This is a genomic window from Candidatus Neomarinimicrobiota bacterium (assembly GCA_041154365.1).
In the GTDB taxonomy this organism is placed as follows: domain Bacteria; phylum Fidelibacterota; class Fidelibacteria; order Fidelibacterales; family Fidelibacteraceae; genus Fidelibacter; species Fidelibacter multiformis.
In genome coordinates, this window is the sequence record AP035449.1 from 35,619 (window position 1) to 62,288 (window position 26,670).

The 26,670-nt window shown below is 45.3% G+C and carries 16 protein-coding genes; 2 read left to right on the forward strand and 14 right to left on the reverse strand.

The window, feature by feature from the left end:
• Positions 1–4 precede the first annotated feature (4 nt).
• The gene (locus strainIA91_RS00135; protein ID WP_400167055.1) at positions 5–1,348 is read left to right on the forward strand and encodes a C1 family peptidase; all 1,344 of its coding nucleotides are present in this window, start codon (positions 5–7) and stop codon (positions 1,346–1,348) included.
• On the opposite strand, the gene strainIA91_RS00140 is transcribed toward strainIA91_RS00135, so the two are convergent.
• From strainIA91_RS00140 to strainIA91_RS00185, 10 genes are all read right to left on the reverse strand, one after another.
• Positions 1,328–2,596: a bifunctional folylpolyglutamate synthase/dihydrofolate synthase gene (locus strainIA91_RS00140; RefSeq protein WP_400167056.1), complete on the reverse strand. Its 1,269-nt coding sequence runs from the start codon at positions 2,594–2,596 to the stop codon at positions 1,328–1,330. The two genes, strainIA91_RS00135 and strainIA91_RS00140, sit on opposite strands and share 21 nt — an antisense overlap.
• On the reverse strand, positions 2,593–3,450 hold the full coding sequence (murI, locus tag strainIA91_RS00145; protein WP_400167057.1) for a glutamate racemase: 858 nt from the start codon (positions 3,448–3,450) through the stop codon (positions 2,593–2,595). Before murI ends, strainIA91_RS00140 begins: the two co-directional genes overlap by 4 nt.
• Entirely contained in the window at positions 3,425–4,918 is a 1,494-nt protein-coding gene (locus strainIA91_RS00150; RefSeq protein ID WP_400167058.1) for an N-acetylmuramoyl-L-alanine amidase, read from the reverse strand. The genes murI and strainIA91_RS00150 overlap by 26 nt, the downstream gene beginning before the upstream one ends.
• Before the next feature lie 11 nt (positions 4,919–4,929).
• The gene (locus strainIA91_RS00155; protein WP_400167060.1) at positions 4,930–6,330 is read right to left on the reverse strand and encodes a hypothetical protein; all 1,401 of its coding nucleotides are present in this window, start codon (positions 6,328–6,330) and stop codon (positions 4,930–4,932) included.
• Positions 6,264–7,037: a hypothetical protein gene (locus strainIA91_RS00160; protein ID WP_400167062.1), complete on the reverse strand. Its 774-nt coding sequence runs from the start codon at positions 7,035–7,037 to the stop codon at positions 6,264–6,266. Before strainIA91_RS00160 ends, strainIA91_RS00155 begins: the two co-directional genes overlap by 67 nt.
• A gap of 88 nt (positions 7,038–7,125) precedes the next feature.
• Entirely contained in the window at positions 7,126–7,380 is a 255-nt protein-coding gene (locus strainIA91_RS00165; protein WP_400168272.1) for a DUF493 domain-containing protein, read from the reverse strand.
• 378 nt (positions 7,381–7,758) lie between these two features.
• The gene (locus strainIA91_RS00170) at positions 7,759–9,135 is read right to left on the reverse strand and encodes a hypothetical protein (RefSeq protein ID WP_400167064.1); all 1,377 of its coding nucleotides are present in this window, start codon (positions 9,133–9,135) and stop codon (positions 7,759–7,761) included.
• Positions 9,136–9,146: 11 nt separating this feature from the next.
• Entirely contained in the window at positions 9,147–9,953 is an 807-nt protein-coding gene (locus tag strainIA91_RS00175; protein WP_400167065.1) for an outer membrane lipoprotein-sorting protein, read from the reverse strand.
• Complete coding sequence (locus tag strainIA91_RS00180; RefSeq protein WP_400167066.1) at positions 9,950–12,625, reverse strand: RND family transporter; 2,676 nt, start codon at positions 12,623–12,625, stop codon at positions 9,950–9,952. The genes strainIA91_RS00175 and strainIA91_RS00180 overlap by 4 nt, the downstream gene beginning before the upstream one ends.
• Positions 12,626–13,219 carry a TetR/AcrR family transcriptional regulator gene (locus tag strainIA91_RS00185; protein ID WP_400167067.1) on the reverse strand — a complete coding sequence of 198 codons (594 nt, stop codon included), beginning with the start codon at positions 13,217–13,219 and terminating at the stop codon, positions 12,626–12,628.
• A 177-nt stretch (positions 13,220–13,396) separates the two neighbouring features.
• On the opposite strand from strainIA91_RS00185, the gene strainIA91_RS00190 reads away from it, so the two are divergent.
• On the forward strand, positions 13,397–14,140 hold the full coding sequence (locus strainIA91_RS00190) for a hypothetical protein (RefSeq protein WP_400167068.1): 744 nt from the start codon (positions 13,397–13,399) through the stop codon (positions 14,138–14,140).
• A gap of 47 nt (positions 14,141–14,187) precedes the next feature.
• On the opposite strand, the gene strainIA91_RS00195 is transcribed toward strainIA91_RS00190, so the two are convergent.
• The 4 genes from strainIA91_RS00195 to strainIA91_RS00210 form a co-directional block, all read right to left on the reverse strand.
• Entirely contained in the window at positions 14,188–15,864 is a 1,677-nt protein-coding gene (locus strainIA91_RS00195; RefSeq protein ID WP_400167069.1) for a histidine kinase N-terminal 7TM domain-containing protein, read from the reverse strand.
• 15 nt (positions 15,865–15,879) lie between these two features.
• Positions 15,880–19,188 (reverse strand): PAS domain S-box protein, encoded by a 3,309-nt coding sequence (locus strainIA91_RS00200; RefSeq protein ID WP_400167071.1) that lies wholly within the window; start codon positions 19,186–19,188, stop codon positions 15,880–15,882.
• 156 nt (positions 19,189–19,344) lie between these two features.
• Positions 19,345–21,207: an amino acid permease gene (locus tag strainIA91_RS00205; RefSeq protein ID WP_400167072.1), complete on the reverse strand. Its 1,863-nt coding sequence runs from the start codon at positions 21,205–21,207 to the stop codon at positions 19,345–19,347.
• Between the two features lie 248 nt (positions 21,208–21,455).
• Positions 21,456–26,597 carry a PKD domain-containing protein gene (locus strainIA91_RS00210; protein ID WP_400167074.1) on the reverse strand — a complete coding sequence of 1,714 codons (5,142 nt, stop codon included), beginning with the start codon at positions 26,595–26,597 and terminating at the stop codon, positions 21,456–21,458.
• Positions 26,598–26,670: the final 73 nt, after the last annotated feature.

The window sequence follows — 26,670 nt, forward strand, 5'->3', positions numbered from 1 at the left end:
ACACATGACAAAAAGACACATGACGACTCAATTTCTCTCCCGATGCAGGGAAAATTTGCCGGACAATCCTCACAAACGCGTTCTCAGAAACAGCATGATTCAAAACGGCATTGATAAAACAGTGTTAAGCCACGATTCCCTGGTAGAGAATGTTTTTGCATTCTCACATGAAATTCCCACCGGGAAGATCACCAACCAGGAGAAAAGCGGCCGCTGCTGGATCTTTGCTGCCCTGAACACCTTTCGTTATGCAATTGCCCAAAAGATCAAAGTAAAGGATTTTGAACTTTCCCAGAGTTATCCTTTGTTTTGGGACAAATTTGAAAAATCCAATTATTTCCTGGAAAATATCATTGAAACCCGCCATGAAGAAACCGACAGCCGGATTGTGATGTGGCTGATGCAGGATCCGGTTCAGGATGGCGGCCAATGGGATATGTTTGCAGGATTGGTGGAAAAATACGGGATTGTTCCCAAACAGGCGATGCCTGAAACCTTCCATAGCAGCAATACACACCGGATGAATCAACTTCTTACACTCAAGCTCAGGGCCTCAGCTTCTAGTTTGCGAAAAATGGCGGCCCAGGGTACCGGTGAGGATGACCTTCGGAAAGAAAAGGAAAAGATCCTTGAAAAAATCTATGATATGCTGGTCTCCTTTTTGGGGAAACCACCTGTAACCTTTGATTTTGAATACAGAGATGATGATAAAAAATATCATGAAGACCGGAATTTAACCCCCGTGACATTTTGTGAAAAATACCTTGAAAGTAAACCGGCAGATTATATCAGTATCATACATGCGCCGACCAAGGACAAACCCTTCATGAAAACATATACGGTTCAATTCCTGGGAAGTGTTTTGGAGGGGCGTCCTGTTAAATACCTGAATGTAGATATTCAAACCCTGAAATCCCTGACACTTGCACAGTTGAAAGCCGGGGAACCGGTCTGGTTTGGGTGTGATGTCGGACAGTTGTCGGACCGTGAAAGCGGAATCATGGCGACGGATCTCTATCTCTATGAGGATGCCCTTGAGACCTCCTTTGATCTTGATAAGGCCGGGCGTCTGGATTATGGCGAAAGTATGTTAACGCACGCCATGGTTTTTACCGGTGTTCATTGTGTCAAGGATAAGCCGGTGCGCTGGAAGGTTGAAAACAGCTGGAGTGAAAAATCCGGGAAAGACGGATTTTTTATCATGACGGATACATGGTTTGATGAATACACGTATCAGGTGGTGATCCATAAAAAATATTTAAGCCCGGAATTGCGTAAGGCTGCAGAGCAAAAGCCGGTAGTCCTAAATCCCTGGGACCCCATGGGATCACTGGCTTTCGGGGTCTGATGCACAGGAGAAAGCCTTATATACTTCAGGGGCGATATAGTGACTGCCATAGATAAGGATTAATCCGTTATCCGGTGAATTTTGGAGGGCATCCTCTATGGCGTGGCGCACAGAAGGCACAACACGGGTTCGCGGACGCACTGCGGCAAGTTCATCCAGTGCTTCAGGTGTCATGCTCCTGTGTGAATGGACAGGCGAAAGATAACAAATTTGGGCATGGGGAAGAAGAATATCCACAATTTCATGGGTTTCTTTATCTCCCAGCATACCGATGACAAGGGTGAGCGGCTTATTTGGGTAAAGATTTCGAACGAGTTCTTTTAAGCGTTGCACGCCAGCCGGATTGTGGGCTACGTCGTAGTAAACCAGTGGTTTTTCCGATAAAAGTTCAAATCGCCCTTTCCACTGGACTGTTGTAAGTCCTTTTATGATAGCGGTTAACGGCAAAAAACCTTCCGTAAAAATTTCACAGGCTTTTATAGCCAGGGCAAAGTTTTCCAATTGGTGAAACCCCGCCAGTGGAGTATCTACCCACTCCCTGGTCTCTTGCAGGCACAGGGACATACCCCTGGGTTTTAACCGGACATCCCGGATATAGTCTTCAGGTTGTGTAATATACAAAGGTGCCTTCTTTTCTTTGGTTTTATCTTCCAGTACTGCCATGACGAGAGGATCGTGATAACAGGTTACAAGGGGAGTTTCATTTTTAATAATACCTGCTTTTTCAGCAGCAATCAAATCCAGTGTATCCCCTAAAATCCGGGTATGATCCCGGTTTATGGATGTGATGACGGTGACCTTTGGGGTGAGAACATTGGTGGAGTCCAGCCGGCCGCCCAGCCCGGTTTCCACCACCGCAGCGTTGACGGCTTCCTCACGGAAAAGATGAAAGGCAAGTCCTGTGGTGATTTCAAAAAAGGAAATGTCATGAGAGTCCAGCCAGGGACGCCATTGGGTAATCAATGATTCGATCCGTTCTTCAGATACAGGATGACCATTGATCCGGATTCGTTCGTTAAAATGGACAAGATGGGGGGATGTAAAACGACCTGTCAGAAAACCGCTATGGCGTAAAATTGCTTCACTTAAAGCCACAACAGAGCCTTTGCCGTTTGTCCCGGCCACATGAATTGCGGGAAATGCCTGCTCGGGATGTTGAAGCCATGCCATAAATTCCAGGGTACGCCCCAGTCCCAGCTTCATCTGCCCGCCAAGCCTGGCGTACAGCTCATTTAAATAGTCTTTCATTCTTTTCTGAGGGAATACCGGTTCAGGGTTTCAATGGGAATTTTTTGGACATGGTCTGGTTCATATCCCAGAAAACGACTGCTGATAGCCTGAAATTTCCGGGGGAAATCGGTTACATAAAAAAGATCTGTACCTGGCTTTGTCTGTGCATGTAACACATCGTGTAAAGTCAAAGCTTCTTTAAGGGTTCGGGCGACGACCCGTGATGAATCCACGATGGTGATATGAGAGGGAAGGATCTTTTTTAAAGCAGGCTTCAGGATGGGATAATGGGTACAACCCAGGATCAGGGTGTCAATATTCTCCTGAACCAAAGGATCCAAATATTCCCGGGCAATCTGTTGGGTTATCGGGTGATTTTCCCAACCTTCTTCCACGAGGGGGACAAAGAGGGGACAGGCTGCAGCATGAATCTGAATATCCGGATTCATCGCCTGCACACGTGCTGCATAGGCTCCACTTTCAATAGTTGCTGTTGTTCCAATGACGGCCACATGTCCGTTATGAGTTGCATTCACGGCTTCCTGAACACCGGGATCGATGACATTGACAACGGGAAGATCTGTCAGAGAACGAACGGCATCCAATGCAAGACTCGATGCCGTATTACAGGCGACAACAATGGCTTTCACAGGCTGGTCCAATAAAAACCGAGTAATTTGTATGGCAAAATCGCGAATGGTACCGGTACTTTTGGATCCATAAGGAACCCGCGCCGTATCTCCAAGATAAATAATGTTTTCCGATGGTAACAGAGTTCGAATTTGACGATAAACGGTGAGTCCGCCCAGTCCGCTATCGAAAATTCCCACCGGCAACCGGGCCAGATCAGTGGTTGGGAATATCTTTTTCATATTTATCTTTAAATTCCTTAATCGCCTGAAAAAGGGATTCGGCAATTTTCTGCCGGTATGAAGCACGTTTCAGTTTTTGCAGTTCTGTTTTATTAGAAATGAAGCTGACTTCAGTCAGGATATTGGGCATGGAAGCCCCCAGGAGCACATAAAAGCCGGCTTGTTTCACACCACGGGATGTTGTTTTCAGATTTCGGATATAATTTTTTTCCACCAAAGCCGCCAGATCTTCACTCTCTTTCATGAAGGCACTTTGAGCCATGGCCGCCAGGATATACTGTTCATTTGTAATTTTTTCATAGATTTCCTGGTTTTCTTCCAGACGGATCACCTGGTTTTCTGTTTCGGCGATTTTTATCGCCTCTTCTGTCAGCCGGGGTGCCAGTAAAAAGGTTTCACTGCCGCTGGCCCGCCGGTTGTCATGACTGTTACAATGAATACTGATAAAAAGCTTTCCGTTTGCGTTATTGGCTATTTTGGGCCGCTGATGCAGGGGGATGAACACATCGGTTTTTCGGGTGTATACCACATGGGTACCCAGCTCCCGTTCAAGCAAACGCCCTAAACGGAGGGTTATGTCTAAAGTAATATCTTTTTCCCGGGTGCCGTCTGCCCCCAGAGCGCCCGGATCCCTTCCTCCGTGGCCTGCATCCAGAACAATCGTATCGATCAGCCATTTTTCCGATGCTTCCAGGGTCCGTTCAGATGCAGACAGCGAAGAGGGTTTTCTTAAATTGATATTGATACTCCGGGTTTCGGGATCAATGTAAAAATCATATCCTGATATGGCATTTCGCAGGCGGATAGAAAGCTGAAACGTTTCACCGGATTGAATGGGTATGATGCCACGAAGAATACCTGAATCATAGGTCCTGTTAAGCTGGATGGTATCTCCCGTTGCCCCATAGATTGTGCAGTAAAGCCAACCGTTGCGCCCCTCCCAGATATTGATGTCCTGTTCCTGAAAAAGCCGGGTGGTTTCAATGCGAAGCGTGGACCCATTCTTGAAATTCTGGATGACAATATCCCGTATGCTGTAAGATTCAGGTTCAAGAATCAGGGTTCGTCGTTCTGGTGAAAAAGTCAGGTCCGGATAGATACGGGTATGGAGAAATCGGATCCACTCGTAAAGGGGGACCAAAAGTTCCTTTCCGTAACGCTCTACCGGAGCCGGGAGGTGATAAGTACTGACATCCAGGTGAATAAAGGCACTACCACCGTGAATTGTGACCAGGTGTCCGCCCAATCGACCGTTGGCTGCCCAGCTTGTTGTGTCTGACAAGGGGTCTTCACTTAGGTTTAACAGAAATTCTGAAGCGGAAATCCAGGGATATCCATACAGTTCATGTACAGATATTTCTACACCCGGATCCAGGGTGGTTTGCTTCACATTGACCGTAGTTCTTCCCTGTAAAAGGACAGGAAAAATAAATGCAAGCAGGAGTGTGTAACGCCATTTTTTCACCATATCCGTATAATTTACCGGTTCATGGAATCCAAAGCAATTTGCAATTGAACAACAGCCCGAATATCCTCACGACTTATCGAAAATCCAAATCCTGTTCTTACTGTATGAACAGGGTGATAACAGGTGATATCCAGGGTGGAAAGATTTTCTTTTCCGGCTTTTTGGATCACGGGCTGCTTGCCACAATAGAGCCGGGTATACCACATATCTGAACTGCCACCCATTATCTGGCTGATTTGAATTTTTAAAGTAGTTTTGTTGTGCTTCAATGTCATCAGAACAATACCAGCAGAGGCCGGTTGATGGAAATCTGTAGATACCAGCCAGATGTTTTGTAATTCTATCCAGGATGTAATTGGCAAAATAAAGGCTTGTTTGAACGTAAAGAGGTGGTTCTTGATGTATGTGAGAAGGGCTGGAAATGTGGAGGATTCGCCGATCGTCTGTTCAAAAATCAGGCGCAGGAGTGTCTCGGATTTCATCTTTCCAATATGAGATGAAAGGTACAGTTCGGTTTTTCTGTCATCGCCATCGGCTCTGATTTGTTGTGCTAAGGTTGTTTTGAGCGTGTGTCCAGCCCGGGTGCTGACAGAAAGGCCCCATCCAAATCCTGTGCAACCTCCTTCGTCACCGCCGAACCAGGGATGTTTACCATAATGGGGATTAAAACCGGTTGATGTTGTGTAAGCCAGAAAAATAACCCGGGTTCGTTTCCCCTTGATCGTCAGGTTTCCACACGCATGTCCCCATTGTTTGTCATACCAGTGGTACGAGATATTTGATTGTGCCAGAAAATGCTTTCCACAGATTTGAATCATGCTTTCCTGCCATTGGTCCGGACTATGATACAGTGCCATGGTATGGTTTGGATACCGGATCTCAAGGGAAGCACCCCAACCTTTTTCGCTGAGAAAAAGTGTTGCAGACAGTTTCTGCAGATCCACAGATGCATATCCCGAATAAGGGGAATGGGTATAGGGTCCTTTACGAAGGGCGATTGACTGTTTAAGTTCAGTATTTCCCGGATACAGGGATCTTCGGGCTGTGGCTTTACCCACAATCCAGCCCCGGGCGTGTGAAATCAGGACCGGTCCGGCACCTAGTGAAATCTTATTGGCTTTAAAGTGGATAGAACTGGTATTCCGGCTTTTCTCAAAACCGGCCTGTCCGAAAGTTCTGAAAGAAAATGCCGGAGTCAGCGTAATATTTGCCCGATGAGAGTAGGGATAGTCACTGCCAGTCCGGATTTGAAAGCGGATATTTCCACTTGCAACGGAATCCAGGTTCAGTTGTAAAAATTCCGGATCTTCTCTGAAAAGCAGGGCTGTGTTGGCATAAAGCAGATTTAAAAATCCCGTAAAACAGAAGATCCATAACATAAACCGAGAGAGGGATGCCAGCGGCACTGCCATTGAAAACTCCAGGAACGGTAAAAAAGTGAAAAGGAGGCATGAAAGGCACGGCTCAGGCTAAACCAGGCTGCATTCCATGCTGTGAAAGGTCCGGGCTTGAACGATGAACCCCAGCCCCAATCCGGCGGGAAACCATCCCGGCAATATACACCGGCAGTCAGATAGATTTCGGACAACAAGCGTATTCCAATGGTTCCGAACCATGCCGGCGAATTGAGGGTGAAACGTTCTTTAGGAAGAGTGAATCCCGGCAGGAAATCGTAGCCTAGGCTGGTGTAAAAATCCGGGATAGGGTGCAGCAGCAGTCGCCATGAAAGAGAGAATTCATGAGCGGTTCTTGTTTCAGCCGGAGATGCCCGTGTCCAGTTTAAAGACAGATAACCGGCCAGATAGGGAGTAAGGTTCCGAGTCATCTGAAGATCAAATGTTTGAGAAGCCAGCAACTCGTGGAATTGAAAGGTACAATCCAGCCCGACCGTATTTTTTTTCTTCTTGTGAAGGAAACCTAAGCCTCCTTCCCTGATGAACGAAGTATGATATCCCCGTATGATGTATGTATTCTTTGAAGACACATCCGTAGAGTCAGTAAATGGAGTGATATCAAGCCAGGCTAGTCCACTCCGGCCCATTGCATGGGAAATAAATTCCACACCGTACAGATACACGGGAAGTAAAAGAAGACAAAAGATTTGGTGTTTTTGTAACATGGGAAAGTTTACGAAAAACAACCCGACACATCAATATTATTTTATATTTACTATATATTTTAAATTGAATAATATGATCACATTTTATTTAAAGAATGAAATGGATGCCAGGTTGTTTCAACAGATCTTTTTTATAAGTATTTTTTTGATCTTCGGATAAAACGACAAGAGTCAGGTGCCAGCTGACATAATTCCCTTTTTTACTGGTGTTTCCCGGTTTCAACGAATAGGAATCCATATTGGGGATAAGGGTAGACACGGCATGTTTTATTGCAGATGGATTCTTTCCGATGATACGGAAGGTCCAGGTGCATGGATATGTAATGGTAGGCTTATCCGTCATCACTTTTTTGCTTTTTGTTTCAAATGAAAGTTATATGATCAGGTGGACAATGAAAAGAAAAGAAGGAGATGAATCTGAACAGTTGAATTTAATATATGAAGAATAATATAAACTTGCGCCTTTAAATGCCCGGTGTTATTTTGTCCCCGGGGGCGCAAAGAGATAGGAATTTTCATATATTATAATCAATTGAACTCACATCCACCCTGCTTCAAGAATTCAGATTATTATCTCAAAAAACATGGTTATGTCCATGTATTACGCCTAAAACTCACAGGGAACACATCTCTTTACTCCCTACACTTTAAGATTTGTTACTCTTACCGGTTCAGACACCCGGAAAACCAGTATCGAAGTATATCATCCTGATATCACTATTTAAAATTGATATTCCATCCGCAATGAGATAAAATCATTGTTATTGTATTGCCCGAACAAGGTTCCCGGTTTTCCCTCAAAACGTCGATATATACCGGTGACATACAAGCCTTCAGTCAATTTCTGATTCAATTTCAGTGTGATCATGTAATCTTTTGCTTCCATATTATAAACCCATTGAATTTCAGGCTTGAACTGTTCCCTGAAAAAACTGTCTGCCAGCCGTGTGGTGAGGAGATGGAAATCATAGTAATTATTTAAAATTCCTCCTTCAAACAGAGCCGGTTCCAGGCCAAGCTGAATCGCCAGTCCTTTTGCAATATCTTCAAAACCGGGGAGCATGGGATTCATTTTTTCTTCCGGAACAAAATCTTTTTGATACTGAATATTCAGATTGAGATGATGAATGGGAAGGTTAATATCCCCGCCCACCAATAGAGACCATTTCGAGTTATGGATATACGGCTTGTTTCCTTTCGTATCGGCTGTAATATACCGGCCGGCTTCTCCCCGGAGATTCAGTTTTCCCAAAGCTGTTCCGCCTTCCATACCGATAACGGTTACAGGATTGTTGAGAAGTGTGATTGTTCCTGTCGGATCCGGGGAACTCGTTGGATCGGGGGTAAAACGCACAGATGGAGTGCGAAGTTTTCCCCGGTATACAGAAAATCCAAGATCAAAACGCCCCACGGTTTGGGTCCAACGGGCGGCAAGTTGTCCGTCCTCAAGTTCATCATAGCTTTCTTCAGAGAGTACAATTCCGGGATAGGCCTCCAGTATGGTGTACAAGGCCTGGTATACCGGGGGCTGCCAGGGACCCGACGCGGGAAATGTCATTTTTGAAAATCCCGGCGTGTACACAATTTCCAAATTTGTATTCCAGTCATAGGGGCCGATGATGGTATTAATTCTCACCATGTTTTCTCCCCGCCGCCTCCGCAGGTAATCCGGGAAGAAAAAATCCCAGTAATCATCTGCATTGATTACATCCAGAATGTGAAGCTCATCGCCCTTTCCCCATACAATCACCTGGTTTCCCGCATGTATCTGAACCCGGCCCAGATAGGCCGATACATAGAGTTCATTCAGACTCAGGTTTACATCGCCGGTATGATGCACCCTGAAATCTCCTTTCATGGCAATCTTTTCTTTGTCAATTTGAAAGGACAGATCCAGCACATGGATTGTTTCATGGTCTGCAGGAGCCAGGTCTTTGATAAAAAAACGGGGTTCAAATTCATAGTATCCGGACCAGGTTAATGGAGAGACGGAAGATGCCTCATCTGCTTCAAAGACGCTTTGGGTATCAAAGGCACTTTGGCCGGATACGTAAGTTCCAATCAGGAGCAGAAAGAATAAACAGAAGAGTTTTTTCATTATGTTACCTCCTATTCCGCACGGCCGGTCTGGAGAAAATTCCGGGTGAACCGTCGCGGGTCTATCTTTTTATTGTATTCAATAAAGGGTAATCCGTCGGCATTTCGAAGAATGGTTAAAAGGGTGATATGATTTTCCCGGACATTTTCCATTTTTGTTTCAAAAACAGTCCAGATGCCATCAATTTTTTGGATATTCTGTTTTACGGTCATCACTTTCAGCAGTTTTTCGTCTTTCTTGTCATAAAACTCAACCCTAACAGGTATCAGGTGATCCTTGCTAATCCAGGACACCAGCTTATCATAAGCATGATCATCGGGTTGGGTACTTTTGCTTTCGATGATCCAGCAGGGATATGAATCCAGGGTTTCTTCCCGGAGAAGTGTATGTTCTTCGTTGGTCCGGCTGTTCTGAAGTTGCATATCATCATAGGTAAAATCCGATCCCATAAAGGATGAGCTTCCTTCTGAAGCAGCAATGCGGCGAACCTGGCCAAGGGCCGGCAGATAAATCCACTGATCATCATCCCGGTCTGCCTGTTGAATTTGCAGAAACCGGGTCCCTTTAACGGTCGCCGGTGATTTGAATTCCATCACACTTTGGTGAAGGTCTTTTTCTGTATCATACACCATTGACCATGTTTCAATGATCCGTTCTGTTTCTTCTCCGTCTTTATCAATCAGGGTCATTTTCATGATGGAATGCATGGTTTCTCCCTGATCCCGAGCCTCCATTTTGTCTATGATATCCTGTCCTGTCAAGGCCCATAGGATCTGAGATGACATGAGCAGTGAAAGGATAATGCCTGTGAATTTCATGATTTCCTCCCTGTTTTAAGAATAAACCGGGGTTTAAAAGTATTTAAAAGAGCCGGCAGGACCGTCAGGGCTCCGAAAGAGGATGTAAACATGGTCAGGGCAATCAATACGCCCAGGTTTTCCAGAGGTGTGAAATTGGAATATATAAGAACGGCAAATCCGGCTCCGACGGCAAGTGCATTGAAAAGGATGGCCTTACCGGCAGTGGTCAGTGTTTTTTTGGTTACGATTTCCAGATTGCTGGTCTTTTCCCGTTCACGGCGATAAGCGCTGAGGAAATGGATGGTATAATCGATACCGATACCAATCGCGACAGATGCCACCATGGAAGATCCCATATCCAGCTTGATATTGAAAAAACCCATGACCCCGAAATTGATCAGGAGGGAAAGAGAAAGTGTGATAATACCGTACAACCCTGCCAGAAAAGAATGGTATGAGATAGCGATGATAGAAAAAACAATCAGAAGAGAGGTGATAATACTGGTGGTTTGGGACCGGATCACAAGATCATTAACGGAACAGGTGAGTTTTCCCAGGCCGGTCACCTGGACAGAATATCCTTCCGGAAAGGTGTTCCTGGCGTAATCCAGGATTTTATCTTCTACATCCAGGACATGAGCATTTCTTGGGGATTTCATCTGGACAATCATCCGTGTTTGGGATGGTTCCAGGGGATCGTCGGCAAATTCGCCCAACGAACCGCTGTAGAGTAACAGATACTGGGCAATTAAGTTTTGAAGCTCTCCACGGGCCGCCGGATACCTGGATGGATCCGTCGGAATTTCATAATATGCCGCTCCTTTATAATTGGTCCGTCGTGCCAATTCATCAATCAGCCGGTCTGCCGTAAGGTCCCCAGTGCCATGATCCCTGCGTATGTCGTGAAGAAGAGGCATGATATTTTCTGCCGAAAGGACCGGGTAATCAAATGGTTCAGCCGTGTGTGCCGATGTTTCTGTGTTTGGAGTTACGTGAGGTTCCATATCGGATTCCATATCTTCAAATGTAAACCCGGATTCTTCTATCATATTCTCGTTTGAATCTTCGAAATCCTCATAAGAAAAACCTGAATCCTCCTGTAAGTTTTGTGGCGTGGTCGTTTGTTTTAATTCCTTATCATTCGGTGGAATGTGCATAATTTGATTCATTCGTTTGATCAGATCGGTAAGTGTTGTCACCTTACCCACCAGGGGGATTTCCCGCTCCAAATAATCAGCACACTGATCCACCGCCTGAAGAATCTCCGGATTCAAAAGGGCACCCTTTTCGCCACCGTCAACAATCACACTCAACAGAGTTGTCCCGCCAAATGTTTCATTTTGAAAACGGTCTGCCTGGGCAATGGGTGTTTCTGAGCGGAATGTTTCAATCATGTTTGTATCGACAAGTATTTGATTCATCCCCACGAAACAAAGGGCGATAATTACTAATGTTATCAGCAGGTTACGAACACTGTGCCGGACAAAGAAATCGTAGAAAAACAAAAGAAAGCGGTCCATCCGGGAGCTTTGTTTTCCAGAAAGGGAGGAGTCTTTCCCTTTTAATTGATGTTGTCTCAGAATGAGCAGGGACGGGACAAAAAGCAGTGTGATTCCCAAAGCGGTTAAGACCCCGAAGGCCAGGAAAATGCCGCTTTCCCTCAGGGGAATGATTGAACTGCTGACCAGTGAACCGAATCCCACCATTGTGGTGAGTGCTGTGAGGGCAATGGGAACCCCCACATGATGTAAGACATTCCGGATGACTGTGCGATGCTCGTCCTGTGTATCAACAGAGGATCTTAATTGGTAGATTTCGTCATAATAGTGACTCAACAGGTGAATGCAATAAGCGCTTCCTACACTGATGAGAATAACGGGTATGGCCGTTCCTACCATCGTTAGATGAATGTTCAGAAGGCTCATGAGTCCCAGTGTCCAGATGCTGGCAATGGCCACCGTGACCAGAGGTAAAATAACACCGGCTGAGGTTCGGAAGGAGAGAAAAAGAATCACCAGAATCACCAGAACAACGACAGGGATCAATTGTTTCATGTCATTATACATCTTTTCCTTGAGGATGACAGAAATAGCCGGAGCCCCGGCCAGATAGATTTCAAGATTTCCCATGTCTCTGTCGTTCAACACGGCCTGAGTTTTTTCATAGGCACTTTCAAGTTTCTCCACTTCCAGACCGGATTCCATGTAGATCATGATCTGGGTGGATTTCATATCATCACTATAGAGCATCAGCCGGTACATTTCCGGCCAGGAGAGAAGGCGGGATTTCAGGGTATTTACCACGTGATCATCCCATTGTCCTTCCGGAAGGAGTGGCTCCACAAGCAATCCTTCCGGTGATCCGGTGATATAATCGGCATTCGTCAGGCTCATGACGGAACGGATCAGGGGGATGGTGTCCAGGTGTCGGGTGAGATCATCAATCAATGTCAGTGTTTCAGGTGTCAGTATGCTACTGTAGGGATTGTGCAGGGCAATAACCATGGCATCGGTACTCTTATAAACATCCTGCATGGCATCGTAGGCGGTTTTTGCCGGGTTGTTCTCGCCCAGGAACAGGGAAAGGTCATTATTGATCCGGATTTGAGGCAATTGGTATCCAAAGAAAGCCGTGATCAAAAGGATGGTGGCAATGATAGTTTTGGGATATCTTAATATCTTATCCATCATTTATTCCTCATTGAAGAGTTGGCGGGTAAATACAGAGACCATGTAATTCACTTCCCGTTTCAGGATCGGCGTATGGATTTGAAGGACCACCCGAATCATAAAACCGTCTGCAATACCCCACAGCCCATGGACCAGATTATCTGTTTCTTCATCTGTCAGGTGAATTTCTCCTTTTTGCCGGGCCCATTCAAAAACCTCCCGGATGCTTTTGGAGTGACGGATAAATGTGTCCCGAAGCAAAGGATATATCTCAGGGTCATCAATTTCGCTCAGGACCTTGTGCATGACACGGAAAAAGGGGACATCCTGTTGAAGAGACAGAAAAAAGCCGTCCACAAAGTGCCTAAGGTTTGCTTTTAAATTTTGACGGGAAGACACTTTGGAGAAAATGCGATCTGCGATGGCCTGGCCGTAGAAGTCCAGTACTTCAAACAGGAGATGGCGCTTATTTTTAAAATACCGGTAGATGGTACCTTCTGCCACACCTGCCAGGGCGGCGATCCGGGCCGTGGTCATATTCTGAAAATTGCCGCTTTCAAGCAAGTCATAAGCGGCCTGTAAAATCTGATTGTAACGCTCCTGTTTTTTTGCCATGCCCTTTTTCTCCGTGTTGTAAATGATACAAGTGAGTGCTCACTCATTTTTTAAATATATCAGGATGTTTTGAGAAATGCAAATTACGTTTAAATGTTGAGACGTTGGAATGTTAAGGGTTTGAAAAGAAACGCGTATTTTGCATATTAGCAACGAAAATACTTATTAAGGATGGGGATGTCTGGAAAGCGGCGAAAACGGAAAATACATCTGCTTAATCCGGAGAGCATCATCTGGGTGATTCGGATACTGCTGATAAGTTCAATTCTCCTGAATGGGCTGGTGGTTGTGCTGGATATTTATAAGGACGCCGAAGTTAATAAAGGAGAAGTCCTTGAAGCTACGACCGATCAATCCGAATTGTTTTTTCTGGCTATTTTGGCCCTGATCCTCTCCTTTTTGCCCGATTATATTGAAAAATGGCGGCATATTCATTTTCCCCAACAACTGGAACTTCTGTTGATTCTCTTTATGTATGCCGGTGTATATCTGAGTGCCCGTTTTGATATGTATTACCGGGTGTTTTGGTGGGATGACCTCCTGCATGCGCTTTCCGGTGTGATGATTGGATTTATTGGCTTTTTAATTGTCTATAAAATTAATCACAAATACAGTATGGATTTTAATCCCCTCCTGATCGCTCTTTTTGCGTTCACTTTTTCTGTGACCATCGCTGTATTTTGGGAAATTTTTGAATTTTTGATGGATGTTTATTTTGAAACTGCCATGCAGAAATGGGATCTCCCAAAGGAAACCAGTCTGATCGGTCGCCCCTACCAGGGAAGTGGCCTTCGGGACACCATGTCCGACCTGATATTGGGAAGCGCCGGTGCCCTGGTCACCTCCTTTATCTCATATTTTCTCTATAAAAATGAGAAACGGAAAACACTTAAATGGATGAGGACGGTTTTTCCCGAATAAGTGTGGTAAAGAATGCGGTTTTTATTTCGAATAATTTTGTTCAGCTTTTAGGTTTCCCTGATGACTATTTTGAATTCTGTCCCCTCTCTGCGGTTGATCTCCAGTGTCCCTTTCAACTGGCGGACCAGAAGGGATATAAGACTAAGTCCGAGCCCGGGTTTTGTTTTTTCCATGACCTCTTCGGGAAGAACATTCCCGTTATCTCTGTAGATGAGTGTGAGGGTGTGGCTTTCAACCCTGAAACAGATATCAATCAGGCCGTCGTTCCGGTTTGGGAAGGCATATTTGTAGGAATTGGTTAACAGTTCATTCAGTATAATGCCCAGCTGAAACATGATTTTTGAATCCAGAATTTCGTCATCAATTTGTCTTTTGATGTGTATTTTCGATTCGTTGTCATAGGATGATGTAATGTAGTCTATCAGCTGATTTAGATAATCTGCAGAAGAAATATTGGTAAAATCGTTGGTATGCATGAGTTTGTCATAGATCATCATCATACCTGAAATCTTGTTTTTTGCTTCCTGAAGAGCGATGATGGCTCCCTGATCTGCCATGTTCCTGGCCTGGAGGGTTAAAAAGCCGGCAATGGTGTTCATGTTGTTTTTAATACGATGGTGTACCTCCCTTAGGAGTATTTCCTTTTCTGCCAACAGGTTTCGGATTTCTTCTTCGTCCGCAATTTGGGTTGTAACATCCCGGAGTATCAAAAGGGTTCCGTTATTTTCTCCCATATGATCTGAAATTTGCGAAGCCCGGATACTTAAAACAATTTCGGAACCGTTTTGTTTATAGGGGATTGTAATATCTTCATCGTTCTGATGGGAATTCAGAATTTTTTGGAGTGTTTCCTGGTTAAAAAGGGAGGCTGCATCAGCGCCTTTTTGCGTTAAATGTTTTCCTAAAAGGCGCTCAGCTGCCTGATTGCACTCTGTTACAAGGTTTTCCCGGTTAAGAATGACCACCCCGTCCTGCATGGATTCAAAAACTGTTTTTTTTGCTGCAGGGAGGAGCTCGAAAAGCTTATAGGCATAAATGTTATAGATGAAAATCAAGGCCGCAGCAAGGATTCCGAAGGGACCAAAATCGATTTTCAGGTTGTTATGGGACACCTGATTGATGATAAGAGAGATCCAGGGAAATAATGACCCAATAAAAAGAAGAAAAAAGCGTTTTCGAACAGCCTCATTACTTGTATACCAGGTATAAAGAAGCAGTATGGTACCGATAAGAAAACAGATGTTGGTATACGAAACGAAAATCCAGTACCAGGGACCTCTGTCAAATGTCACAAGAGACAGGTGCTCCAGTTTGACGAGCCCCAGGTTTTGATAGTACAGCTCATGAGCCGGGTTGGAATTCACAACGAAGAGCGTAATCAGAGAAAATAATACCATGAATGTTGCAATATACCTGCGATATTTCATGAAACGCCCGGTATATTCCATGATAAAAAGCACCCACAAAGTTCCTAAAAAGGCCAAACCAATATACTCAATGGATAAATACATAAAAGCCGTATCCACATCAGAGCTGTGAACCTCAAAATAGTAACCAAAAGTATACACAGATGACGCAATCATGAGCAAAGAAAAGAAAAATCCACCTTGAATATCCCTGTTTCGGTCGCTGATGAGACCTAAAAGCAGATACCCGGCACCAAAAATAGGTAAAAAGTTTATGATGATTTGAAATGCATCTGCACTGAAGCCCGGATTGTACATAGTTGCCCCTCCCGTTTATGATTTTTTCATGGTGTGTTGTATGGGAAATGTGATGGTATACCGTGTCCCCTTTTCCCTCTCCAGGGAGATTGTACCCTTAAGCTGATCTGTCAGCAAATGGACCAGTTTTAAGCCAAAACCATCGGACTGCCCTTGAAGGGAATTTTCAGATATGCCCACTCCATTGTCTGCATATTGGAGGGCCAGAATCCCCGGCTCCTTTTGTAGAAGTTCAATGGATATTTCTCCACGGCGATCACCCGGAAAGGCATATTTTTCTGAATTGGTCAGGAGTTCATTGATCATCAGGCCAATGGTAAAAAGGGCATTGGAATCCAGTGTGATATTCTGAATCTTTTTTTGAATTTTGATTTTTTCCGGATCTTTGAAGGAAGCACAGACTTTTTGTATCAAATCATTCAGGTAAAAGGGGGCGGACATTTCCCGGAAATTGTCCGATTTAAAGAGTTTATCATACACGGAAACCATAGTCCCAATCCTGTTTCTGGCGTCCTTCAGGGCAGATATGGCTTTTTCGTTGTCCAGTTGTTTTTCCTGAAGGGATAAGAGGCTTGCCATGGTGTTCATGTTGTTCTTTGTCCTGTGGTGAACCTCCCGGAGGAGTATTTCCTTCTCTTTTAAAAGGTTTTTTATTTCAATATATGCCTTCATTTGTGGTGTCATGTCGCGGATAAATCCTTCCAAAGCAATCATCTTTCCCTCATCTGAAAACACGCCTTGTCCCAGCTCATGAACCCATTTTTCCATTTTATTTACATCAAGAATCCGGTATTGAATACTGAAGTTTTTTCTTTGATGGACAGCTTTCTGGATATCATCCCACACTTTATCCCGGTCGTCAGGATGAATGATTTCTTGATACAGGGATGACTTTGTATAAAAATCCTCCGGAGAATACCCTGTAAGATTAACAGAGCCGGGACTGACAAATTCCATGGGCCGGGCCGGTACATTTTTACACCGGTATACCATCCCCGGCAGATTGCCGATAAGGGTGTTAAGCATCCGTTCACTTTCACGGATTTTTTCCTGGATTTCATATTTTTCCGTTACGTTGGAGAAAACAAGAATTACACCGTGAATTTTACCATCCTGATCTATGATAGGAGCCGCACTGTCCGATATGTGAAATTCTTTTCCGTTTCTGGCGATCAATACAGTATGATTTGCTAGTTCGGCAAGTTTACCGGTTTTCAATACAGAGGCAACAGGATTCAAAACCTTCTGACGTGTATGCACATTGATAATATGAAAAACAGCGTGAAGCGGTTGTCCTTTTGCATCCCTAAAGTGCCATCCTGTAAGATTTTCCGCGACGGGGTTCATACGTGTGATCTTGCCTTCAAGATCCGTGGCAATTACGGCATCTCCGATGGACTGTAGGGTGATGGAGAGGTATTCTTCCCTTTCACGCAGGGCTTCTTCGGCTTTTTTCCGGGCCGTGATGTCGTGAATGATAGAGTAGAGAAGATGTTTTCCACCGATATCAATGGGACCGCTGTACACCTCCACATCCCGGATTTCACCGCTTGCCAGGCGATGTTTAAAATAGAACTGCTGTTTTTGCTCCGCCCTGGATTCTGCCATGGCTGCTTTGATTTTTTCAAAGGGAAGTGTATTGATCGCTGATATATTCATCCCCCGCAGCTTATCCATAGGCCAGCCGTAGTATTGGGCGGCCGCCCGGTTTGCATTGGCAATGATGCCTGTTTCCGGATCCAGAAGAATCATCACAGAATTGTTGTCGGTGAATAGGGACTGGTATCTCGATTTGCTCTCTTTCAGGATGGCTTCCTGCTTTAAGCGTTCGGTGATGTCCCAGGCCACTACAATCACGACTTTTTCCCCAAAATAAGTTCCCGGAGAAAGACTTATTTCTTTGGGGGAAATGGTGCCGTCCTTTTTGCGGGCCCAGAAAATTAAGCGTTCCCGTTTTCCATCAAATGCACTTTTCACCTGCTGATCAATGGTTTCCAAATCATTTTGTCCCGGAGCTGCCAGGAAATGATGGGTTTTTCCAATAATTTCCTGTTTGCTGTATCCAAACATCTCTTCCACCCTGTCATTTATATCCAGAAGGATGCCATCCTGCTTCTGAATAAATATGGCTTCCGAAATGCTGTTGATAATATTCTTATAGGTCCTTTCAGAAAGTTTCAGTTTCTCTTCGGCGATTTTCCGGTCCGTGATATCTGCTATGGATATTAGCCCCGCCGGTTTTCCCAGATATGTAATGGATCGCCCATTTAGATATACCCAGCGATCAGTACCATCTTTTCGCCGGATCAAAAATTCATAGGTATTGGTAGTTTCTTGTCCGGACTGTCGTTTCGAACCTCTTTCCAGGACCAGGGATCGGTAATCAGGATGAACAACCTCCCAAAATTTTTGCCGATAGAGTTCTTCAGCACTAAACCCGGAGATATGTTCACCCGCAGGGTTGGTGTAAACCCAATAATTCTCCTGGTAGATCATGATGGCAAACGGCGTGGATTCTGCCAGTGTCCGAAATCTTTCTTCGCTTTCTTTTAAACGGGTTTCGATGTGAGTCTGCTCAGTAATATCCCGCATATAAGCGCCGACCCCCTTTTTATTTTGGCCGAGGGGAACCGGAAATTTTCGGGCTTCATAGATTCTCCCGTCAATTTCCTCTACTGAGATGATGATTCGGTTATCTCGGATGGCCTTTTCGTCTGATGAGCGGCAATTTTCCGCATTTTGCCGGGGCAACAGTTCAAAATCAGTTTTACCCAGGATGTCCATTTTCCGCTTGTCAAAAAATCGCGCGTTGGCATCATTGATAAGTATATAGCGGAATGATTCATCTTTTAGATATGCCAAATCATCCATAGAATTAAGAAAGACTTCGTGTTTGCGTTCACTTTCTTCCAGGGCTCGAATTTGTTTTTGAAGTTTTATGTGTGCATCGTAAAGCTCAAACGCCATCTCGATAGAAGAAAGCAGGACAAAGTCCCCGGAGTTTTTTATTATATAGCCATATCGGGTAATGGAACGGACCTTTTCAACCATATCTTCTTCAGAATGTGATGTAAGAAACACAATGGGAATACTATGATTTTTGAGAATGATTTTTGCGGTTTCCGGTCCGTCTATACCAGGCCCCAGGTCAATATCCATTAAAATCAGATCAATATCTCCGTGATTGTTCACAATGTCCAGTGCGGATTCGCCACATTCAGCGATTCGTGTTTTATATCCATGATCTTCAAGGAGCATTGCTGTATCCAGGGCGATCAAACGCTCATCTTCAACAATAAGGATCGTCAGGTTTTTTTTAATCATGAAATCTCCGGGAAATTAATATGTCACAAGAGGGGAATTCCATATTCACAATGAAGGCAGGAAAAATTGGGCACTTTAAAACCATATTAAATATAAATATAGAGAGAACTTAAATCGACTGATAATTTAGATATAAGGCATATTGCAGATAACGGATCAGGTGTTTTGATTGAAACGATCCCGCGTAGAGAGAAGAATGATATCCCTCAAGCCCTGTTCATTGGTGGCTTCGTACCAGCGTTTTTCAAAGTCTCGTTTTTGAACAATCTGTGCGATGGCCGCCAGGGCTCTTAAATGAAAACTCCGCTTGTCCCGGGTTCCGGCAATGACAAAGAGGGTTTTAACTCCCGGGTAATCTTTTGAAAATTGAATCCCTTCTTTAGCCCTGACAATGAGTAATTCAAAGTGGTTGGTTCCCTCTACAATCACATGGGGAACTGCCAGGGAAGGCGTTAACAGGGTGCTGCTTTCTTCTTCACGTTTTTTCAGGAGCTCTGTCAGTTTCTTCTCATCAATATTCAGGCGTCCTGAAAGTTTTTTTGCACTAAGACGGAATAACTCATCCCGTGAAACTGTTCCTTTCAGATCCAGAATGGGGGCTTTTTCCACCAGATAATCAAAACGGTCCATACTGATATCATCCCTTTCCCGGATAATTTGTTTCAGTTCATCTTCCAGAGTGCCGGTGACGAGTTGTTTATTTGTAATACGTGAGACAAGATGAAGAAGTGCAGATTCTTTATTGACCACTTTTCGGGCGAAAAACCAATAATAGGCAAAGGCTAGCAGAATAAGTGCGGCGCTAATCAGATAGGCATCGGTTCCAACTTCATATAACACATAGATCAGGCCAATAATTCCTGCAATTTGAAGCCAGGGATAGAGGGGTGATTTATAAAGGGGCCGATAATTGTGAAGGGCGCTTTCCCGCAAAATGACAACCCCCAGACAGGCAAGAATATAGGTCAGCATTAACACGGTTGAGGCGGCTTCGACGAGAATTTTCAACTCAAGCAGAAGGCTGAGGGCCATGATGAGGCCGGTGACCAGCACTGCCACATGAGGAGTTTGAAACCGTTTGTTGATTCTGGAGAATGGCTTGGGCAGGAGATTGTCGCGGCTCATGGCAAGCAGGTAGCGTGATGCGGACATGAGTCCTGCATTGGCTGTCGACACAAAGGCGAGAATGGCTCCGATACTCATAGCAATAAAACCCGTTTGCCCCAAAAGTTGTTCGCCCCCCAGTGATATGGGAGTCAGCGAGTTGTCCAGTTTTTCCGGGTCCAACAATCCACTGGTAACGGTAATAGTGAGGGCATAAATAATAATAACGGTTGTGAGTGAGAGTAAAATTCCCCGGGGCATGGTGTTCCCGGGATCCCGGACTTCCTCGGCCATACTGGCGACTTTCAGCAAGCCCCCGTAGGAAACAAATACCAGTCCGGTTGCAGAGAAAACCGGTGCAATTCCTTTCCGGGCAAAAGGGATCAGGTTGGATATATTGATTTTTGGGAAACCGATGATGATATAGAGTATCAGTAAGATGAGAAGTCCGGCCACAAGCCATGTTTGTGCCCGGGCGGCCTGTTTGACTCCCAGAGTGTTCAGAATGACAAATAAAAGGACAAGTCCGGCACCAATCAACAAACCGTTTAAATCGATGATCAGGCGGACAAATGTTGCCATCCCAACAATGGCAAAAGAACTTTTCAGTGTCAGGGAAAACCAGCTTAATAAGCCTGCAACAGAACCTACACCTGGCCCAAATCCCCGCATCACAAAGAAATAATCACTTCCCGCCTTGGGCATGGCCGAGGAAAGTTCCGCCATACTCAAGGCACCGATTCCCGCCAGCAAACCGGCCATCACATAAGACCATATCACTGCCGGACCGGCGACGGAATGAGCCAGCCCCGGTAGAATGAAGAGTCCGGAACTGATCATTGCCCCGGTGGCAATGGTAAAGACATGGACAAGCTTTAGGCCTTTGTGAAGGTCGGAAGAGGCATGCTCTGTCATTGTTTTTTCCATATTATGTGTGATAAGACATTTTAAAGTATTATATGAATATAAAAAGGACAGGTTTCGAAATGAAATAAAATGATGAAGCCGGCCGGGACTTTTAAAATGTATGCAAGTAACTGGAAATCATAAAGAAATATGATTCGCGACATGGAGAAAAAACGGATGTGAACCGGGTTCGGACAGTGTAAAAAAAGAGGGGCACGAAGATGTGCCCCTTCTCTGTAGTTTTTTGTGAAAAAAACTTATTTCATGAATACTATTTTCATGGTTTGATGGAAGTTTTTGGTTTGCATGCGGACGATATACATTCCGGACGAGATTTCTTTACCATGAAAGTCAGTACCATTCCAGATCAGCTCATAATAACCGGTTGACTGATATGAGTTTACCAGGGTTTGAATATGCCGCCCCGACAGGTCAAATATCTGGATATTTACATGTGTATTTTCCGGGATTTGATAAGGAATTGTGGTGTATGGATTGAATGGGTTGGGGAAATTTGTGCTGAGTTCGAAATGGTCAGGAGTACCGTTGCGTCCTAAAATGCCGGTAGTATGGGCATCCAGGGCCGGAGTGATTTCAGACATGTTCCCATGATGATCCACAGCTGCCAGTCGGTAATAGTAATGTGTTCCGGGCTGAACATCTGAGTCCACATACAGTGTGTCGACCCCGTGCATCAAGGGATCAGAAGTCAAAGGATCAAAAGCCGGATCCATGGATTTCCAGAGGATGTAATAAGCGAGGTCCGGATCGGTTGACGATGTCCATGCGAGTTGTAATTCATGGTCAGACAGCCAGTTTGCACCGAGTCCGGCCGGGACGGCCGGGGCGAGATTATCAATGGAATATCCCTGTAAAACGGGACTGATATACCGACCGTCGGGAAAGATGGAAAGGATTCTGAAATCATGGAGTCCGTCCCCATCTATGGAGGAATCCGCCAGGGTGTGCACAAGGATTTCATAGGTATCCATGGCATAAGCAGCCGTGGAATTGGCTGCGATCCACTCTCCACCGTGCCGGATTTCTACCGTATAAAGCCCCAATGTATCTGCCATATCCTTTCCGATTGGTTCAGCATGTTTTGTATCAAAGTAGCTTCGGCTGAAATGTACCGTGACCCAGCCGCCCTGATCTTCCGGAACATCCATCACAGCATGAATCATGGCTGATACACTGACGTCGGCCATGATGTAATTCTCCTTGATGACCTGGTAAGCCCCACTGGTATCAGTTGCCGTGAATGTTACGGTGTATGCTCCCGGGATGGTATATGTATGAACCGGGTTTTGTTCCTCCGATGTATTACCATCACCGAAATCCCAGTGGATATTGGTCACAGGTGCCATCCCGGGGATTGTCAGGTCGGTGAAATGAACTTCGAGGGGTACAGGCCCCTGGGTGATATCTGTCGAAAATTCAGGTGTCATGGCTCGGCGGGTACGCCAAAGGGTCTGGTTGGGACCAAAGGCCCACACCGTGCCGTCTGAAGCAATGTCTACACCATAAAAACTCAATTCATCCGGGACGGTTCCGGATGTTTTTTGGGTCCAGGACGCACCCAAATCCTCTGTCATATACAATGCTTTATCGCCATGCCATCCGGCAGCATATCCTGTACCACTGACAGGATCAATGCGTATATTGACAAGCATGTAGGGTTGAACATCAAAGGAGGATTCATACCAGGCGGAGCCTCCGTTATCGGTGCGCCAGATGTGAGTTTGATATTCGCCATTTACCGAGAGGCTGTATGTCAGGATAATCGTGTTTTCATCCAGCATCTGGATATTCCGGTAGCCCGGGCCAATACTTGTATTGTCCAGGACAGGTAAGTTTCCACGAATAGATTGCCAGCTTTGGCCGCCATCCCGTGTGATAAAGGGCTCCATGGTCCAGGGGGCTACATTCAGACGGGCAAGAACTGCACCGGTATTCTGGTGTAACCAATGGCCTCCGAAAACATGGGGTCGGCTTGTAGGTGTGGGCGTGATGGATGACAAGGTGAAATGGCCGGTTTCAGGATCCCGCATAATTTTTTTAAACCATCGTGTGCTGGTGACACCCAGGCGGGCTGCTCCACTGACATATACTGTGTTTTCATTTACCTGCTGAAGATGGGTGATCATATCGTCATTCACATCAAAGCGCTGTGACCACGTGTGTCCCCCGTCTGTCGTGCACCAGACATATCCGAAGACGATATTGTAATCGTAATTGTTTGATCCGTCATCCAGGGAGAAGGCCACAGTTCCAATATTTTCGTTGATAAAACTCACTTTGGCTGAGGCGCCTAAACCTGAAAAATCAGTTTCGGCTTCAGGTGAAATATCTCTCCAGGAATCCCCGCCGTCCGTTGTTTTATAAAGTTTATTTTTATTGGAAACCAGGTATACAAGATCTTTGGACAGGAATGCCCCGTCGAGGTAATGATCTCCTTCATTACCAGGCAAGGTTGACAGTTGTTCAAAGGGAGAATCCACCGGATTTTGATGGACCGGTTCTTGAACCATAATATAGGCAGATTTTTCCGCCTGTTTATTTTCTGTGCCATCTGAGACGGTCAAAGATACCGTGTATGATCCAGGTGTCGTGTACGTATGCGCCGGATTCCGGGTCTGGGAGGTCGTTTGATCTCCAAAATCCCAGTTCCAGGAGACACCCTCGCCGGTGCTGAGATCGGTGAAATTCACCAGTAACGGAGCCCTTCCGGAAAGCACATCTGCCGTAAAATCCACCGCCCATTCCAGGTTTTCCTGGTGATAATAAAAAGCGCCCATATCTGCACGGGTTCCGTCAGGATCAGGTGTATAACCGGGGTGACCTGCATCTATCACGGGAGATCCGGCCTGTAAATGGTAATCCTCTGTAAAAAGAGGATCCAGGTTGACATCACCGGTTCCGGGTGTGATTGCCGTATAATCCGCACCGTTGTTCCATACACAGTTGTATTGAATGTTGACCTGGTTGTCTTCCAGGCCGCTGATGCCGGTTCCGTTGCCGGTACAGATATTATTCATAACCTCGCCATACACCATCACGCTAATGCCGATGTATTCACTATTCACAATGGTGTTATTGATAATGAGCGGTGTTCCCCCTTCTCCCAGAGCGATCCCATCCTGTTCGGAATGCTTGATGAGATTATACCGGATGATGGGAGATGATGCCGGAGGGTCATCCATCTGCCAATCCCGCGAGGTAATAATCCCGTAAAAACAACTGTCCATCACGCAGTTTTCTATGACAGGTGAAGCGCTGGGAACGTAAACACCTGCCCAGGCATTGCGGATGGTAAATCCGGAAATGAGGGTGCTTTGGGCCGCATGAGTGACTTTAATGGAATTCATCCATTTTTCGGGAGCCGGTTCGAGGATGCAGTTTTCGGGACCATTTTCAGATGTGAGCACAATTTCTTTTCCATCGATCATGAAATCAAAATCATCGTTATCCGCCGGGTGATACACGCCGTCTTTTACAATAACGGTATCAAAATCTGAAGCCATATTGATTCCATGCTGGATCGTGGCAAAGGGATTGTTGGCGGATCCGTCTCCCGTCACATCTGATCCGTCATTGGATACATAAATGGATTGGTATGTGACCGGTTCAAGGGCTGTGACAGCTCCGTGAATCGTCAACATATCAGACGTAAAATCATTGGTAACGATCAGGGTAACATCATAAACCCCGGGGTTGGTATACACATATTCAGGATGGATTTGTGTGCTTGTGTCGCCGTCTCCGAAATCCCAGAGACGGGATTCAACGGGGCCTGTGGACTGGTCTGTGAAACGGACAATCAGGGGGATGGGTCCATTGCCGGGTGAAAATGTAAAACCGGCCTGGAGTTCCGGTGGAAAGACAATAACCATATCCTCAATGGTATGACTATCAGATAAATCTCCGTCAGAAATAGTCAGGGTTACTGTATAAGTTCCGGGAGTTTCATAGATGTGGACCGGAGCCTGTAAGTTGCTGCTTCCTCCGTCGCCGAAGTCCCATTCCCAGGAGACAATGTGTGTGTTCTCTGCGGTGGACATGTCCGAAAAACGGACAGAAAGCGGTGCAGGTCCGTGAGGAGAGCTGAGAACAGTAAAATCTGCAAGCAGCGAGGAAGGCGCATCTTCAAATTCATAAACGCCCATATCCGGTGCGCCGCCGGACCAGCTTCCGATTGGCATATCCACGATCAGTTCATCCCCCATAGAATAGACGGCGGCTCCTTCATCAATACAGGGGGAATTGGCTGTTAAGTGGTAATCCGTATCAAAGGCGGGATAGTGGCTTGTGACAGAATTCCCCAAATTATTATCAAGCCAGTTGATCACACCGCCGTACATAGTACTTTGTGTAGTGGGACCACCCCGGACATTGGAATAGGCGATCTGCATCTGGCTGTTGGACCAGCATCCGATTTCAGGCAATCCATTAGCATCATTTCCCCAAATAATGCTGTTTACAATATTTACATTGGATACCATGGTAAAAAGGGCGCCAGCCCATTGATTGGCTGAATTGTCTGCAATTGTACAATTGATAATATTCCCATTGGATGCCTGAAGATAGATACCCCCTCCGGCTCCACCGCTGCTGACGCCGGTTGCTACATTTCCGGTTATCAAAACCCTTTCAAGTGTGAAGTCCGTATAACCGCTTTGAAAACCGGCACCGGCAAACCGGGTATTGTTCATGATTCTGGAGTCTGACACATGAACCGTGGAACTGTATGAATGGATGGCGCCATTGTGATTTTCAAGAATGTCTGTAAACGAGACTTGGGCTGTAGAATTGTTTCCCAGCACGACACCGATATTTTCGTTATTGTTAATGGTACAATGTGACAGGGTTGCATGGGAGGCATCTAAATATACACCGCTTTTTAAGTTGTTTTCGATCCGACAATTGCTGATGTCTGCAGAAGCACTTTCAATCAGAATCGCTGCAATGGGCAAATCCGAATAGCCCTGGTTAATCAGGCGAAGATTTTCCAAACCCGGCGATGCCCCTTCACGGATTCTCACATGTGCATATACACTTTGCAGTTCACCGTCCATGGTAAATCCGATAAGCCTGCTGGCAGATGTTATATTTGTTTTGTAAAGAATAATGGGATTAAAAGTGGACAGGCTTTGCAGGATGGTATTATCGATATCGTTCTGATTCCCGGATAGGATGTAGCGGGATGCGAGCACCAGATCTTTATTTTCCAGAACCAGGTTTGTTTCATATACACCGGGATTCACAAGTATTGTATCTCCAGTCACTGCAGCCGTAACGGCTTCTTCCAGTGTTGTGTAGCTATCTGGAACATGAATAACAGCCGCATTTAATGAAGATAACAACATGATCAGGGTCAGCATACTTAAAATCGACTTCATGGTCAGTCCCTTTTTTCTTGAGGATTCATTTATCCCGTCTATGAAATGGGATATTTGAAGCCGGGTTGATCTT

Bases quoted from the DNA above. Each gene is read 5' to 3' on its own strand.
- strainIA91_RS00155 (WP_400167060.1), bottom strand. From the start codon at position 6,330: ATGGCAGTGCCGCTGGCATCCCTCTCTCGGTTTATGTTATGGATCTTC.
- strainIA91_RS00195 (WP_400167069.1), bottom strand. From the start codon at position 15,864: ATGTACAATCCGGGCTTCAGTGCAGATGCATTTCAAATCATCATAAAC.
- strainIA91_RS00140 (WP_400167056.1), bottom strand. From the start codon at position 2,596: ATGAAAGACTATTTAAATGAGCTGTACGCCAGGCTTGGCGGGCAGATG.
- strainIA91_RS00185 (WP_400167067.1), bottom strand. From the start codon at position 13,219: ATGGCAAAAAAACAGGAGCGTTACAATCAGATTTTACAGGCCGCTTAT.
- murI (WP_400167057.1), bottom strand. From the start codon at position 3,450: ATGAAAAAGATATTCCCAACCACTGATCTGGCCCGGTTGCCGGTGGGA.
- strainIA91_RS00210 (WP_400167074.1), bottom strand. From the start codon at position 26,597: ATGAAGTCGATTTTAAGTATGCTGACCCTGATCATGTTGTTATCTTCA.
- strainIA91_RS00175 (WP_400167065.1), bottom strand. From the start codon at position 9,953: ATGAAATTCACAGGCATTATCCTTTCACTGCTCATGTCATCTCAGATC.
- strainIA91_RS00200 (WP_400167071.1), bottom strand. From the start codon at position 19,188: ATGATTAAAAAAAACCTGACGATCCTTATTGTTGAAGATGAGCGTTTG.
- strainIA91_RS00135 (WP_400167055.1), top strand. From the start codon at position 5: ATGACAAAAAGACACATGACGACTCAATTTCTCTCCCGATGCAGGGAA.
- strainIA91_RS00170 (WP_400167064.1), bottom strand. From the start codon at position 9,135: ATGAAAAAACTCTTCTGTTTATTCTTTCTGCTCCTGATTGGAACTTAC.
- strainIA91_RS00165 (WP_400168272.1), bottom strand. From the start codon at position 7,380: ATGACGGATAAGCCTACCATTACATATCCATGCACCTGGACCTTCCGT.
- strainIA91_RS00180 (WP_400167066.1), bottom strand. From the start codon at position 12,625: ATGATGGATAAGATATTAAGATATCCCAAAACTATCATTGCCACCATC.
- strainIA91_RS00205 (WP_400167072.1), bottom strand. From the start codon at position 21,207: ATGACAGAGCATGCCTCTTCCGACCTTCACAAAGGCCTAAAGCTTGTC.
- strainIA91_RS00190 (WP_400167068.1), top strand. From the start codon at position 13,397: ATGTCTGGAAAGCGGCGAAAACGGAAAATACATCTGCTTAATCCGGAG.
- strainIA91_RS00160 (WP_400167062.1), bottom strand. From the start codon at position 7,037: ATGTTACAAAAACACCAAATCTTTTGTCTTCTTTTACTTCCCGTGTAT.
- strainIA91_RS00150 (WP_400167058.1), bottom strand. From the start codon at position 4,918: ATGGTGAAAAAATGGCGTTACACACTCCTGCTTGCATTTATTTTTCCT.